The sequence below is a fragment of the Bradyrhizobium sp. 35 genome (genome assembly GCF_023073215.1).
In the GTDB taxonomy this organism is placed as follows: Bacteria; Pseudomonadota; Alphaproteobacteria; order Rhizobiales; family Xanthobacteraceae; genus Bradyrhizobium; species Bradyrhizobium canariense_D.
In genome coordinates, this window is record NZ_JADPJC010000053.1 from 90,001 (window position 1) to 103,817 (window position 13,817).

Sequence of the window (13,817 nt, forward strand, 5' to 3'; positions counted from 1 at the left end):
CTACGGTGCCCGTCATGTACCGATCGACCTGACCAGCGCAGCGGATTGCGGGCGTGCCGCCTCGGAACTGAGCGGCGCAACGCATCTGATCTACGCCGCGCTCTACGAGGCGCCGCAGCTCGTCGACGGCTGGCGCGACCCGCAGCAAATCAAGACCAACGATTTGATGCTGCGCAATTTGATGGGTGCGCTCGAGCCTGTGGCGCCCGGCCTCAGGCACGTCGCCCTGCTGCAGGGCACCAAGGCCTATGGTGTCCACGTTCGCCCCTTGACCGTGCCGGCCCGCGAAGGCCGCTCCGAAATGTACGAGCAGCCCAACTTCTACTGGGCGCAGGAAAACTTCTTGCGCGACCTCCAAACCGGCAAGGCTTGGCATTGGAGCATCCTGCGGCCGGTGCTGATCGTCGGTCTCGCCATGGGCGGCGCCATGGACCTGATCCCGCCGCTCGGCGTCTATGCCGCGATGCTGCGCGAGCAGGGCAGGCCGCTCGACTACCCCGGCGGCGCTCCGCGGGTGGGGCAGGCCGTCGACGTCGATCTTCTCGCCCGCGCCATCGCCTGGTCGGGCGAGGCCGAGGCCGCGCGCAACGAGGCCTTCAATGTGACCAATGGCGACGTCTTTACCTGGGAGAACATCTGGCCTGCGGTCGCCGATGCACTGGAGATGAAGCCGGGCAGGCCGGTCCCGCTGTCGCTCGCGAGGGAATTCCCGAGCTGGGTCGCTCCCTGGGATGCGCTGCGGCGCAAGCACGACCTAGCATCGCCTGCGCTGGCCGAATTCGTCGGCCTCTCGTTCCAATACGCCGATTACAGCCTGCGCTATGGCCACACCGAATCCGGTCCGCCCTCGATCGTCTCGACCGTGAAGATCAACCGCGCCGGCTTCACCGAGATGATGGATACGGAAGACATGTTCCGGAAGTGGTTCAGGCAGGCAAAGCAAGAGCGACTGCTTCCCTGACCGAGAGCCAAAGCGGATGTCCGGGATCGTTGCCCAGGTCAGACTTTGACCCGGAGCGGTCCGCTGGCCGAGCCGGTTCGAACGGCTTCAGATCTGGCTTATCTGAGCGTGTGTCGCAACCACCGTGAGGGACGGACATCACCTAGGACGGCGATCCTCTGTAGCGGCGAAAAGTCGACTTTCCACAGATCAAGTTCAAACAACTCGTCGCGCTGGCCGAGGTTCAGCGCGACCGACACCAGCACTCCATCGGCATCGTCGAATTCGCATTCGCCAATACATCGGCCGAAACGCCGATCTGCCGCGCCGACAAAGAGAAGGCTACCCATCCCACCGTCGTTCATTTCCTCGACGAGCCCAAAATGGTCCTGCAAGGGCGAATGCTGACCTAGAATAAAGGCAACCAGATCACGCTCTGCGGGGGTGAGTGGGCGTGGCATCTTCTTTCTCGTAGCGGCTGGCGTGCATTGGCTCTATCACGCTGCGAATCCTTATTGATCCAAGCTAGGTTGGCTCGTTCAACAATGTCAGCAGAGAACGAGCTTTGACTAAATCTGCAGTGGCAAGTCCCTCGGAGAAACGAACGTAAAGGGGCGCTAGCAGCTCCCGTGCCTCACCGATACGCGACTGCTTCTGCATCAGGGATGCCAGAGTTGTCGCCGTCCTGAGCTCCCAGGATATTGCGCCTTGGCGGCGTGACCACTCGAGAGAGTGATTGAGGTGCGCTTCGGCCGACACGAGCGCCTCCGCGCCACCTTGATTGAGCGCCAGGATACCCTTGATGCGCAGCAGTTCAGCGACGAACCAGCGGTCCTCGTTCCTTTCCGATTGAGCCAGCGCCCTTTCGATCGTTGTATTGGCTCCGCGGTGATCGCCGATATCAGACTCACCGAGTGCGAGATTGCCCAGAAGGAATAAATAGCGGCTTTGAAAGCCGGTCGGGGGGAAGCCATTCAAGCCTTCGCGAAGCAGGGCAAGGCCCGCAGCGGTGTGGCCACCCTTCATCTCCAGAATACCCGCATAACAGCGGCCCCATACTCCCATTGCTCTGAACGTCGCTTCTCGATGAAGCATAGTTGAGATGAGCGCTTCCGCAGCATCAAAATTGCCGATCTCAAGCGCTAGAGGGCAAGCGCCGAAGGCAATCGCATAGAGAAGAGAAAAATCGTGTCCAAGTGCCGTCGCATGATCGAAGGCGTGTTTGCCGACCGCGGCTGCCTGGTCCGGAAAACCCAACAACCAAAGCGTTTGGCTGTAGTACGTTCGGGCAGCCACATGTTGATCAAACTGATATCGCAGGGCGTGCATTTGCCCTGGCGGCGCGACGTAGCCTGCCAGCATTTTTTCCAGATGTCGCCGGGCGCCGGCTTGGTCCCCTAGAATGTGCCGCGTCACTCCCAAAATCCGCTCTCCGACGAAACGATCAGCGACATCGATAGCGCCATCAGGCAGGTTGACGAATTTTTCGGCGATCTGCAGTGCACCGGGGAAATCGCCTCTTAGGTATCGCCCTATCCAGAGACCCCATAAGCTCCTCAGCTGATATTCGTTGTCGTCCAGTTCTTCAGCCAATCGGGATACACGCAACCACGCATCGTCGATGATCGCAGCGTCCCCGGTCGATTCCATATGCGCAACCGCCAAAGTGAAGAAGAGGCGGAGCTCCCGGCGCGCGTCACGACCCAGCTTTTCGTCGATTTGGAAAACCGCTTGCTCTGTCCGCTCCCGACATTCGTCTATGAGCATATGATGAATCCAGACCGGTGCGGCAGCGGCCGTGAGGTCGAGCGCTAGCAGCGAATCACCAGACTTGCCATGCGCCCAGTCGAGGGCAACGCGGATCTCATCGATCGGCCGACCATTAGTGGCAACCGATGCTTCGGTCAGATTGTTGCTTCCTGCCCCTTTCAGGGACCGAACGAGCTTGGAGGCAGACGCATTTTCGCTCTTCCGGAAACCGGACAGCTCGACCCCAATCCGCTCGAATAAAGTTAAATGATAGACAGCATGACGGCGAGCAACGAGGTTTGCATCATCGCTTCTGGCCAACTTTTCCTGCACATACCCGCGGGTGGTATCCAGCAATCGGTATAGCGGGATGGCGAGACGAGCGTTCGCTGTCAGAAGTGACTTGGCGGCAAGACTGGCAACGGACTCGATCACCTGCGAATCGTCCAAATCATCTCCGGCCGCGATCGCGAAGGCAGCCTCGATCGTAAACGGCCCAACGAAAACAGATAGTCGGCGCAGGATAATCTGCTCAAGCTCCGGCAAAAGATCGTAGCTCCAGTCGAGCGTTGCAGCCAGAGTCTGGTGTCGCGGCAACGCCGTTCGCCGGCCTCGCCAGAGCTCGAACTTGTGGTCGAGGAGCCGCAAAACGTCATGGACTCCGTAAGCGCCCACACGACCAGCTGCGAGTTCGATTGCGAGGGGGATTCCGTCGAGCTTTCGGCAGATCTCGGCCACGACCGGTGCATCGACGTCGTTGAGTATGAACTGAGGCTGACTTGCTGTAACGCGTTCGACAAAAAGCTGTACTGCAGCGTATGCCATCGCCTCTCGTGCATTGGGACCCTCAGGCGGAAACTCGAGGGGAGCTATCCAATGAACGTGCTCGCCTCTGACCCGCAAGGTTTCACGGCTTGTTGCCAAGATGTAAACTTGCGGCGTTTCCTCGAAGATGGTTTCTGCCAGCGCAGAAGCCGCCTCAATCACACGCTCGCAGCTATCGAGCACCAGCAAAACTCGGATGTCTCGCAGTGCGGCCAGAAGGCCGCGGATAGGATCGCGATCGTCAACGGCAAGTCCGAGCGCCGAGCCGATCGTACCCGCCACGAGATGCGGATCAGAAAGTGAGCCCAGGTCAATAAGGTGAACCAGATCGGCAAACTCTGTAGTGAGTTGGTGGCCGACAGATATTGCCAGAGTTGTTTTTCCGATCCCGCCCGGACCGACAATGGACACGAATCGTTCGGCCATAAGATGCGAGGAGATCGCTTGCACGGCGTCGTCCCTGCCAATCATCCTGCCAAGGCGATTCGGAAATGTTGAGCGTCGACCCGATTTTGCGATTTCAGCAACAGGCTTGAGCGTTCGTGAGACAGGCGCCACGAAGCTATACCCTTGTCCTGGCACGGTCGTGACATACGTCGCTCCGGCCTCTCCATCGCCGAGCACCTTGCGCAAGCCCGCCATATGAAATCTAAGGCTACCCTCGTCGACGGTGACGCCGGCCCAAACCCGAGCTAGCAGAGTCTTCTTGCTGACAACTTCGCCAGCATGCTCGACAAGAACTGTAAGGATGTCCAAGCTACGGGCGCCCAACTGAAGTGGTACACCCGATTTTTCTAGACGTCTCCGCTCCGGGATTAATTCAAAGGGCCCAAAAGAAAAACTTTCTTTCGCGAGCCGATCTTCATTGACGACCGAGCCCACCATCATCATGCGTCCAACTGGTTGTGCCGCGCGAGCTACCTTGCCATGGTTGCCACTGAAATCAATGGACTGGTGAAGGCGGCGGAACTCAGCAGAGCATGTTCGCCCCTCTGTCGCGCACATGTGGCGGCCAGCGGACATCGCTCAGTCCGCACCAATAAATCTCGATTTTATGAGTACAGGGCCTACTCTGCGCTAATGAACGCCGCTTCCATGGCCTTCCGCGTCCTGATCGTCTCGTTGCCCGCGTCGAACTCGACATCGCTCCAGCGCACGATCTCGCCATGGGCGACGTCGTGCTTCAGCCTCACGCGATGCGCCAGCCCGATAGGCAGCGCGCCGGCCTTGAGGCTCGCGGCCGCCGGCAACAGCTTGCCCCACACCGTGTAGCCGCCTTCGCCGTCCAACATCTCGCCGGCGCGCAGATTGCGTTTTGCCACGGCGGCGACGTCGCCGCGGAAACCATGGGGCTGCCCGGTCGGCTCGCCCCGCAGCGCGGCCGACAGCACCGAGATGTTCAGCTCGAGGCCGATCAAATGGTAGGGCTTGTACATCGCCGCGTACCGTCCGCTGCCGTCGGTCTTGAGGCCGTATTGCCTGAAGCAGTCGGCGGCGTAGTCGTTCGGCGCCTCCAGCACGACGTAGACGCCCCAGCGCAGATCGCGAAACACCGGCCTTCCATCGCGCTCGAGCGAGGAGACCACCTCCACGACGCCCGATCGCTCCAGCACGCCGCCCTTGCTGCCCGGCCGCATGATATGCGGCAGGTCGTCGACGCCGCAGGGTGGAAACAGCAGGCCCTCCGCAGGCACGTCCAGTCCGCAGGCGTTCGCAATCGCGGCCATCTCGATCGCCGATTTGGTACCGTCGAGGAACGAGTTGAACATCTGCGGATTCATCCCGGCCGATTGCGCCTCGCCCGCGGTCAACCCGTAATGCTGCCAGACGCTGTCGGGCGTCACGTCGTGATAGGCCGGCAGATATTTTGTGCCTTTGCCGGCGGCAACCACATGAAAACCGGTGGCGCGCGCCCAATCCACCATTTCCGCGGTCAGCGCCGGCTGGTCGCCATAGGCGAGCGAGTAGACCACGCCGGCCTTGCGGGCTTCCTGGGCGAGCAGCGGACCGGCAAGCACGTCGGCCTCGACATTGACCATCACGATATGCTTGCCGGCCGCGATCGCCGCGCGGGCGTGTTTGATGCCGACGGCGGGATTGCCGGTCGCCTCCACCACCACGTCCATCGCGCCGCCGGCGATGGCGCGCGCGCCATCATCGGTGAAGACGGTGGCGGCGATCCGCTCGGCGCTCCAGCCCACCGTGCGGCAGGCCTCGCGCGCGCGGTCGCGATCGATGTCGACGATGATGGGTACCTCCAGCCCCGTCGTGTGCGGCACCTGCGCCAGGAACATCGAGCCGAATTTGCCGGCGCCGATCAGCGCCACACGGACGGGCTTGCCGGCGGCAGCGCGGGCCTGGAGGAGGCGGAAGAGGTTCATGTTGTTACCCGATCAAGTATGGTGGTCCGGACGCGGTGCAGCGCCATAAGCGCGTTCACGCGCGTCTTCGACGCACTATGGCGCTACTCCGCAGAGCCGGCACCCAGAAAGAAAACTATCCGTGTGGTATGGGCCCGGCTCTGCAGCGCACCGCTTCGCGCTGCGCTGCGTCCGGGGCACGAGAGTGTCCTACTCCGCCGCCTGCCGCGGCGCACGGGCGAGCCGCACCAGTGCGTCGTCCTCCACCGTCTTGATCGGCGCAAAATCGCGATGCGCGATGTACTCCGGCCGCGTCGGGGTACGGATGTAATTCGAAACCGCGTTCAGCGTCAGGTACACGATCTTGCGCGGATAGGGCGTGATGTTGCCGGCCGAGCCGTGCACGAGATTGCCGTGGAACATCAGCATGCCGCCGGGCTTTCCCGTCGGCGCAACGATGCCGCCCTGCTTGACCAGCCGCGTCACGGTCTCCTCGTCCAGCGTCCACAGCGGATAGGAGGTCGTCGCGAGGTCATGCGAGGCCTTGAGGTCGCCGGCGTTCTGGCTCTGCGGTACCAGCATCAGCGGGCCGTTGATCGGCATCACCTCGTCCAGGAAGATCGCGATGTTCATCGCGCGCGGCTCGGGCATGCCGTCGTCGCGCTTCCAGGTGCCGTAATCCTGGTGCCATTGCCAGACATCGCCGGTGAAGGCGGATTTCGCGTTGATCTTGAACTGGTGCATGTAGACCTGCTCGCCGAACAGCTGCTCGACCGGGCCGATCATGCGCGGATGAGCACCCAGAATGCCGAACGCCTCGTTGTAGAGATGCGCGGCAAAGGCGGTGCGTGGCGCGCCGCTCTTCTCGCGCCAGACTTCCGGCCGGTTCGTGTCATAGATGCCGACCGCCTCGCGCGCGAGGAGATCGACCTCCTCCGGACTGAACAGTTCGGGCAGGAACAGCCAGCCCTCGTGGTGGAAGAACTCCAATTGCTCCTGGGACAGTTTCACGGCGCGTCCTCCTGTTTTGATTTGTTGTCGCTCGTCTTGGCCGGCCATCCACGTCTTGGCAGTGGCGGTCGCTACGCCGCCGCCTCTTCCGTCGCCCTCAATCTCTCCTCAGTCATCCGTCCCGCCGTCTGCGCGTGCGCAAGCGCCGCACGTTCGGCCGCCTTCGCATCTCCTGCGAGAATATGTCCGGCAATGTCGGCATGCTCGGCCCAGGCGCTGCCGCGATAATCGAGCTCCGACAGCACCGTCGCCATCGAGCGGCGCATATGGGGCCATTGCGGCGTAATCGTCTCCTCGATCACGGGATTGCCGGCGAGCCGATAGATCGCGCGATGAAACGCGACGTCGAGCGCGATCAGCTCGGCGAGCGTGGTCTTGCCATCGATCCCGCGTCCGGCGGCGAGCGCCGCCTCCAGCCGCGCGCGTCCCGCCGCATCGCCTGCGCGCTCCGCTGCCAGCCGCGCCGCCAAGGCATCGATTGCGCCGCGCACCTCGTAGAGCTGGCGGATGCGTGCGGGATCGAGCTGGGTGACTTCAAAGCCGCGCCGGCCGCTCTCGGCGACAAGTCCCTGCCGGTGCAACAGGTGCAGCGCATGCGACACCGGCTGGCGCGATACGCCGAGCCTGTCGGCGAGCTCGTTCTGCCGGATGCGCTGGCCGGGCTGCAGCGTGCGGTCGGAGATCGCCTCCAGGATCCGCGCATAGACCTGGTCGATCAAGTTCGGAAGCGGGTCGAGAGGGATCACGCCGGCAGCTCCGAGACCATGAGAGGGAATACGGAATTCCGTATTCAAGGATACGGCGAGGGGATAAGGGCGTCAAGCGCGGCCAAGGGGGCGTCCAGCCTCATTTCGCGCCACCTAAGTCATTGATATTGCTGGGCTCAGCTACTGTGCATGGGGTTGTTTTTGAGGAAAAAAGAGTGTGAGGCCACTTACTCCGCCAAAAACGCGTCCACCGCCTCGCCGAACTCCAGGGGCGCCTGCTCGAACATCCAGTGGCCGGCATTGGGGATCACGGCTGTCTTCGCCCCGGTGATGTGCTCGGCCAGCACACGCCACATCACCGACAGGCTCCCTGTCGTCGCCCCGCCGCCGATCAGGAGTGTCGGGGTCGTGATCGCCTGCGCGTCCGCGAGCGTGTAGGGCCTGCGCTGCTCGTTGATCTGGCCGAGGAAGGTGATCGCGTTGTCGCGCAATTGCTGCTTCGCCGCCGCCGGCACGCGCCGCCACGAGCCGTCGCCTTCGATGCCTTCGTAGAAGTTCTGCAGCGCGCCCTCGATGTCGCCGGCGCGGATCATCTCGACCGAGCGCGCCGTGCGCGCCGCCAGCGGCCGGTGCGCGGGCGTGCCTGCGGGCACCGGCAGGCTCGCATCGAGATCGCCGCCGGGTTCTGCAAGCACCAGCTTTCGCAACAGATCGGGCCGCGCCTGCGCCACGCGAAAGGCGATGTGACCGCCGCGCGAATGGCCCATCAGATCGACCGGCGCGGGTTCGACCTGCTCGATGAAAGCGATCACGTCAGCGACGTGCTGGGCCATCTTGTAATCGTCGCCGACGGCATCCCAATGTTCGGGAAAGAAATGCCGCAGGCTGACCGAGATCACGCGATGCGATTTCGACAGCGGACCGAGCACGGAGTACCAGGTGCGGAAATCGCCGAGCGTGCCGTGCACGCAGACCAGCGGCGGCCCCTCGCCCACTTCGAGATAGGCCATGTCGTAACCATTGACGCGAAGTGTCTGCATGATCAGCCCGCCAGAAAATCCAGCACCAGTTCGGAGAATTTCTGCGGCGCCTGCTCGAACATCGGGTGCGTTGCGTTTGGGATGACCGCCGTCCTGGAATACGACACATGCGCCGCGAGCGCATGCAGCACTTTCGGCAGCAGGCCCTTGGTCCGCGCGCCCAGGATGAACAGCGTCGGCATCCTGATGGACTCCGCGTCGGCCCTCGAGAACGGCGGGCGGTTGTCGCGGACCTGGCCGATCAGCGTGAAGGCGTTGTCACGCAGATTCTGCTTCACCAGGGCCGGCAGCCGCGGCCAGGTGCCGGGCCCTTCCAGCGTGTCGACGAAGACTGCAAGGCCGCCGTCGATGTCGCCGGCCGCGATCTTCTCGGCCGAGGCCGTGAACCGCGCCAGCAACGGCGAGGGGCCGCCGGCATAGTCTGGATCGAGGCTCGCGTCGAGCTCCCCGCCGGGCTCGGCCAGCACCAGCCGCCGGAGCAGGTCCGGCCGCCGCTGCGCCACGCGGAAGCAGATGTGCCCGCCGCGGGAATGGCCCATCAAATCAACCGGGCCGAGGTCGAGCTCCTCGATGAAGGCGATGACGTCGTCGACATGCTGGGCGATCGAATAGGTGTCGCCAACGCCATCCCAGCGATCGGGGAAGAAGTGCCGCAGGCTGACGGCCATCAGCCGGTGCCGCTGGGACAGCGGACCGAGCACGCAGCCCCAGACACGAAAGTCGTTGAGCGAACCATGCACGCAGACCAGCGGCGGCCGCCCTCGGTCTTCGCCCACGTCGAGATAGGGCATGTCGTATCCGTTGACGTGGAGGCTTTGCATTCTGGGCTCGCAAACAGGGAAGGCGGAACTCCTGTGCAAGATTCCCGGAAACCGGGTGGATCGCAACTATTTCCAAGTCTAGATTTGAGCTCAGTTCACATTGGGGCATGCGAGGGGAACGCAAGCCAAGGACGAAGTTATGACCGACCAGCATTTTGCCCTCTTCGACAGCAAGATCGGCCTTTGCGCCATTGCCTGGGGTCCGCGCGGCATCAACGGCACGCAACTGCCGATGGGCGGTGAGCAGAAGATCCGCACCCGCATCAGCCAGCGCCATGCCGATGCCAGCGAAGCCGCGCCGACCGCCGAAGTACAGCAGGCGATCGACCGCATCACAAAACTGCTCGCGGGCGAGCCGGATGACCTCACCGACATCCCGCTCGATCTCGATGGCGTGCCCGACTTCAACCGCGGGGTCTACGCGATCGCCCGCACCATTCCGCCGGGCAAGACCGTCACCTATGGCGACATCGCCAAGCAACTCGGCGGTGTCGAGCTGTCGCGCGACGTGGGCCAGGCGCTCGGCCGCAACCCGTGCCCGATCGTCGTGCCCTGCCATCGCGTGCTGGCGGCCGGCAACAAGCCCGGCGGCTTCTCCGCGAATGGCGGCGTGGTGACGAAGCTGAAGATGCTGGAGATCGAAGGCGCGCTGGTGAACCACACGCCGAGCTTGTTTGATTGAGGCGATGACGCCGCTGGCTAGATCTTCGCCGCCGCCATCGGCCAATATTTGTCGCGCAAATGCCGCTTCACCAGCTTCCCAGTGGGCGTGCGCGGCAGCTCGGCTTCGAAATCGATCGAGCGCGGGCATTTGATCGTCGAGAGGCGGCTCCTGCAATAGGCGATCAGGTCGGCCTCGAGCTCCTTGCCGGCGCGCTTGGGATCGTGCGGCTGCACCACCGCCTTGACCTCTTCGCCCATCTCCTCGTTCGGCACACCGAACACGGCGACGTCGGCGACCTCGGGGTGGGTGATGAGCACGTCCTCGGTCTCCTGCGGGTAAATGTTCACGCCGCCCGAGATGATCATGTAGGACTTGCGGTCGGTGAGAAAGAGAAAGCCATCCCTGTCGAGATAGCCGACGTCGCCGAGCGTCGACCAGCCTTTTGCGTTATAGGCCTTCTTCGTCTTCTCGGGATCGTTGTGATAGGCGAAAACCGGCGCATCGGCGAAATAGACCGTGCCGATCTCGCCCGTCGGCAGCTCCTCATCGTTCTCGTCCAGAATCTTGATCTTGCCGACCACGGCGCGGCCGACGCTGCCGCGGTGCTCCAGCCATTCTTTCGAGTTGCAGACGGTGACGCCGTTGCCTTCGGAGCCCGCGTAATATTCGATCAGGATCGGCCCCCACCATTCGATCATCTTGGCCTTGACCTCGACCGGGCAGGGGGCGGCGGCGTGGATCGCGCCCTTCAGTGTCGAGACTTCGTAGCGGTTACGGACCTCGTTCGGCAGCTTCAGCATGCGCACGAACATGGTCGGCACCAGCTGCGCCTGGGTCACCTTGTACTTTTCGACCAGTTTCAGGAAATCTTCGGCGTCAAAGTGCTCCATGATGATGGAGGTGCCGCCGAGCAGGACAGCCATCATGTTGAAGCGCAAGGGAGCGGCGTGATAGAGCGGTGCCGGTGAGAGATAAATAGTCTCGGCGTTCATGCCGCACATGCTGGCGCAGAGCACGCGCAGAAACGCGTTCGGCTCGTCGATCGGCTTGCCCTCGAAAGCCTTCTTGATACCCTTGGGCCGGCCCGTGGTGCCCGACGAATACAGCATGTCATAGCCGGCAACCTCGTCGGCAATCGGGGTTGTCGGCTGTGCGGCGGCTTCCTTGTCGTAGGAGCGGAAGCCGGCTTGCGGCTCGTCCATCATGTAGAAGACCGGCTCGCCGGGCGCACCCTTGATCAGCGTCTTGATCTGGTCGGCACATTTCGGTGTCGTGATCACGACCTTGGCGCCGCAATCGGCGATGATGTAGTCGATCTCGTCCTGCTTTAAATAGCGGCTGATCGCGGTGTAATAGAGCCCGCTGCGTTGCGCAGCCCAGCAGATCTCCATAAAGGCGAGGCGGTTCTCCATCAGCAGCGCGATGTGGTCGCCGGCCTTCAGCCCGAGCGAGCGGAACAGGTGCGCGCCCTGGTTCGAGAGCTCGTCGAGCTCGCGATAGGTAATCGCCTTGCCGGTCCCGGCCATTTGATAGGCGATCTTGTCGGGTGTGGCGCGGGCGTGGATGGAGGGGTGTGTCATGTCTCTGTTTACGCGGCTGGGAGTAACGTTCCCCGGATATCCGGGGTCCATTGTGAGGCATGGGTCCCGGCTCTGCGCCGCAGCGTTTCACGCTGCAGCGCGTCTGGGACACGAGAGGGCTTACAGCCGCTCCACGATCGTCACATTCGCCATGCCGCCGCCTTCGCACATGGTCTGCAGGCCATAGCGTTTGCCGCGCTGATGCAAGGCATGCACCAGCGTCGTCATCAGCTTGGTGCCGGAGCCGCCGAGCGGATGGCCGAGCGCGATGGCGCCGCCATTGACATTGAGACGTTCCGAATCGGCGCCGGTGGTCTTCAGCCACGCGGTCGGCACCGAGGCAAAGGCCTCGTTGACCTCGAACAGGTCGATGTCGTCGATCGCCATGCCGGCCTTCTCCAGCGCGCGCTTGGTGGCGTGCAGCGGTGCGTCGAGCATGATCACGGGATCGCCACCCATCATGGTCATGTGGTGGACGCGCGCCAGCGGCTTCACGCCGAGCTGCTTCAGGCCACGCTCGTTCACCACCATCACGCCGGAAGCGCCGTCGCAGATCTGGCTGGCGCTGGCCGCGGAGAGCTTGCCATTCTCGGCGATCAGCTTGACGCCCTTGATGCCGTCGAGTGTGGCGTCGAAGCGGATGCCCTCGTCGATGTGGTGGGTGTCCTTGGAGCCGTCGGCGCGGGTGATCTCAAGCGGCACGATCTCCGTCTTGAAACGGCCGGCCTGCGTCGCCGCGATCGCGCGCTGATGACTGTTGTAGGAGTACTCGTCGAGCTCATCCTTGGAGAGGCCGTACTTCTCGGCCATCATCTCGGCGCCGGTGAACTGGCTGAACACGATGTTGGGATAACGCTGCTCGATACCCGGGCTCTTGTAATTGCCAAAGCCGTTCTTGGCGGGAAGCTGCGACGACAGGCCCATCGGCACGCGCGTCATCGATTCCACGCCGGCGGCGATCACCACGTCCATCGCGCCCGACATAACGGCCTGCGCAGCAAAATGCAGCGCCTGCTGCGACGAGCCGCATTGGCGGTCGATCGAGGTGCCCGGCACGCTCTCCGGCAGTTTCGAGGCCATGATGGCGTTGCGCGCCACGTTGTTGGACTGCTCGCCGACCTGCATGACGCAGCCCATGATCACATCCTCGACCAGCGCGGGATCGACCTTGGTGCGGTCGACCAACTCGTCCAGCACCTTCGCGGCGAGATCGGCCGGATGCCATCCGGCGAGGCGGCCCCCCTTGCGCCCACCGGCGGTACGCGCAGCGGCGACGATATAAGCCTCGGCCATGTCGGTTTCTCCCTGGATTATTTTGAACGGTTGGTTGTCGGGGCGGGATTTAAGGGGCGACCGGTTGTTTAGTCAATCGATCAATTAACTCTTGTGGGGAGGCGCTGCTTGGGCTTATCTGCGGCCGCTCTTCCGCCAAAATCAGGGATCTCCGTGACTACCAGCGTACCGAACAGGCTCCCCAGCGGAAAGAATTCCACGGCAGAGAAATTGCTCGTGGCCGCGAGCGAGCTGATGATCGAACGCTCCTCGATCGAGATTTCCCTGAGCGACATCGCCCAGAAGTCCGGCGCCAACGCCGCGCTGGTCAAATATCACTTCGGCAACAAGGACGGCCTGCTGCTGGCGCTGCTCGAGCGCGACGCAGGAACGGAACTGTCCAACCTGGAATATCTGCTGGCGCAGCCGATCACGCCGACCGCGAAGCTGAAGCTGCACATCGGCGGCATCATCCGCGCCTATCACCGGTTTCCCTACATGAACCGGTTGATTCACTATCTGCTGCACGAGAGCGTCGCGGGCTCCGCGGACGAAGTCTCGAAATTCTTCGTCGCACCGCTGCTGGATTTCCATCGCCGCCTGCTCGCCGAAGGTGTCAGTCAGGGCGAATTCCGCGCCACCGATCCCGTGCTGTTCTACACCAGCCTGATCGGCGCCTGCGATCATTTGTTCTTCGGCCGGCACGCGATGTCACGCGCGACCGGCGTCGGCCCGGTCACCGACGACGTCTGCCGGCAATATATCAAGCACATGGAAACGCTGATCTGCGGCGGCATTCTCACGAATATCGAGGAAGCCGCCGCGGCCGGATGATCCGGCCAGAACGC

At 63.0% G+C, this 13,817-nt stretch carries 12 protein-coding genes (1 of these 12 running past the window's edge); 3 read left to right on the forward strand and 9 right to left on the reverse strand.

Annotated features, from left to right (window positions below; all coding sequences use genetic code 11):
• A protein-coding gene (locus tag IVB36_RS10740; RefSeq protein ID WP_018453276.1) for an NAD-dependent epimerase/dehydratase family protein crosses the window boundary here: on the forward strand, positions 1 to 961 show its 3' portion. 125 nt of this gene lie to the left of the window's left edge; only the last 961 of its 1,086 coding nucleotides appear in the window; its start codon lies off the left edge, out of view; the stop codon is at positions 959 to 961.
• A gap of 98 nt (positions 962 to 1,059) precedes the next feature.
• Here the strand turns inward: IVB36_RS10740 and IVB36_RS10745 are convergent, their stop codons facing one another.
• The 7 genes from IVB36_RS10745 to IVB36_RS10775 form a co-directional block, all read right to left on the reverse strand.
• Positions 1,060 to 1,401: a hypothetical protein gene (locus IVB36_RS10745; RefSeq protein ID WP_026232500.1), complete on the reverse strand. Its 342-nt coding sequence runs from the start codon at positions 1,399 to 1,401 to the stop codon at positions 1,060 to 1,062.
• Between the two features lie 64 nt (positions 1,402 to 1,465).
• Positions 1,466 to 4,537 carry a winged helix-turn-helix domain-containing protein gene (locus IVB36_RS10750; RefSeq protein WP_247391474.1) on the reverse strand — a complete coding sequence of 1,024 codons (3,072 nt, stop codon included), beginning with the start codon at positions 4,535 to 4,537 and terminating at the stop codon, positions 1,466 to 1,468.
• Positions 4,538 to 4,581: 44 nt separating this feature from the next.
• Positions 4,582 to 5,895, reverse strand: coding sequence for a Gfo/Idh/MocA family oxidoreductase (locus IVB36_RS10755; protein WP_018453279.1), 1,314 nt, complete (start codon positions 5,893 to 5,895; stop codon positions 4,582 to 4,584).
• A 189-nt stretch (positions 5,896 to 6,084) separates the two neighbouring features.
• Positions 6,085 to 6,885 carry a phytanoyl-CoA dioxygenase family protein gene (locus IVB36_RS10760; RefSeq protein WP_018453280.1) on the reverse strand — a complete coding sequence of 267 codons (801 nt, stop codon included), beginning with the start codon at positions 6,883 to 6,885 and terminating at the stop codon, positions 6,085 to 6,087.
• Between the two features lie 71 nt (positions 6,886 to 6,956).
• A complete protein-coding gene (locus IVB36_RS10765) occupies positions 6,957 to 7,631 on the reverse strand; it encodes a GntR family transcriptional regulator (protein ID WP_018453281.1) in 675 nt (224 codons plus the stop codon).
• A gap of 188 nt (positions 7,632 to 7,819) precedes the next feature.
• Entirely contained in the window at positions 7,820 to 8,632 is an 813-nt protein-coding gene (locus tag IVB36_RS10770; RefSeq protein WP_247391476.1) for an alpha/beta hydrolase, read from the reverse strand.
• Positions 8,633 to 8,634: 2 nt separating this feature from the next.
• Complete coding sequence (locus IVB36_RS10775; RefSeq protein WP_247299308.1) at positions 8,635 to 9,453, reverse strand: alpha/beta hydrolase; 819 nt, start codon at positions 9,451 to 9,453, stop codon at positions 8,635 to 8,637.
• A gap of 139 nt (positions 9,454 to 9,592) precedes the next feature.
• Between IVB36_RS10775 and IVB36_RS10780 the strand changes: the two genes are divergently transcribed.
• A complete protein-coding gene (locus IVB36_RS10780) occupies positions 9,593 to 10,135 on the forward strand; it encodes a methylated-DNA--[protein]-cysteine S-methyltransferase (RefSeq protein WP_018453282.1) in 543 nt (180 codons plus the stop codon).
• 17 nt (positions 10,136 to 10,152) lie between these two features.
• Here the strand turns inward: IVB36_RS10780 and IVB36_RS10785 are convergent, their stop codons facing one another.
• Complete coding sequence (locus IVB36_RS10785) at positions 10,153 to 11,697, reverse strand: acyl-CoA synthetase (protein ID WP_026232503.1); 1,545 nt, start codon at positions 11,695 to 11,697, stop codon at positions 10,153 to 10,155.
• A 120-nt stretch (positions 11,698 to 11,817) separates the two neighbouring features.
• Positions 11,818 to 12,990: an acetyl-CoA C-acetyltransferase gene (locus IVB36_RS10790; protein ID WP_018453284.1), complete on the reverse strand. Its 1,173-nt coding sequence runs from the start codon at positions 12,988 to 12,990 to the stop codon at positions 11,818 to 11,820.
• Between the two features lie 210 nt (positions 12,991 to 13,200).
• Here IVB36_RS10790 and IVB36_RS10795 point away from each other — a divergent pair, with 210 nt between their 5' ends.
• Positions 13,201 to 13,803: a TetR family transcriptional regulator gene (locus IVB36_RS10795; protein ID WP_018453285.1), complete on the forward strand. Its 603-nt coding sequence runs from the start codon at positions 13,201 to 13,203 to the stop codon at positions 13,801 to 13,803.
• The last annotated feature ends 14 nt before the right edge of the window (positions 13,804 to 13,817 follow it).

Bases quoted from the DNA above. Each gene is read 5' to 3' on its own strand.
- IVB36_RS10745 (WP_026232500.1), bottom strand. From the start codon at position 1,401: ATGCCACGCCCACTCACCCCCGCAGAGCGTGATCTGGTTGCCTTTATT.
- IVB36_RS10750 (WP_247391474.1), bottom strand. From the start codon at position 4,537: ATGTCCGCTGGCCGCCACATGTGCGCGACAGAGGGGCGAACATGCTCT.
- IVB36_RS10755 (WP_018453279.1), bottom strand. From the start codon at position 5,895: ATGAACCTCTTCCGCCTCCTCCAGGCCCGCGCTGCCGCCGGCAAGCCC.
- IVB36_RS10770 (WP_247391476.1), bottom strand. From the start codon at position 8,632: ATGCAGACACTTCGCGTCAATGGTTACGACATGGCCTATCTCGAAGTG.
- IVB36_RS10775 (WP_247299308.1), bottom strand. From the start codon at position 9,453: ATGCAAAGCCTCCACGTCAACGGATACGACATGCCCTATCTCGACGTG.
- IVB36_RS10780 (WP_018453282.1), top strand. From the start codon at position 9,593: ATGACCGACCAGCATTTTGCCCTCTTCGACAGCAAGATCGGCCTTTGC.
- IVB36_RS10785 (WP_026232503.1), bottom strand. From the start codon at position 11,697: ATGACACACCCCTCCATCCACGCCCGCGCCACACCCGACAAGATCGCC.
- IVB36_RS10790 (WP_018453284.1), bottom strand. From the start codon at position 12,990: ATGGCCGAGGCTTATATCGTCGCCGCTGCGCGTACCGCCGGTGGGCGC.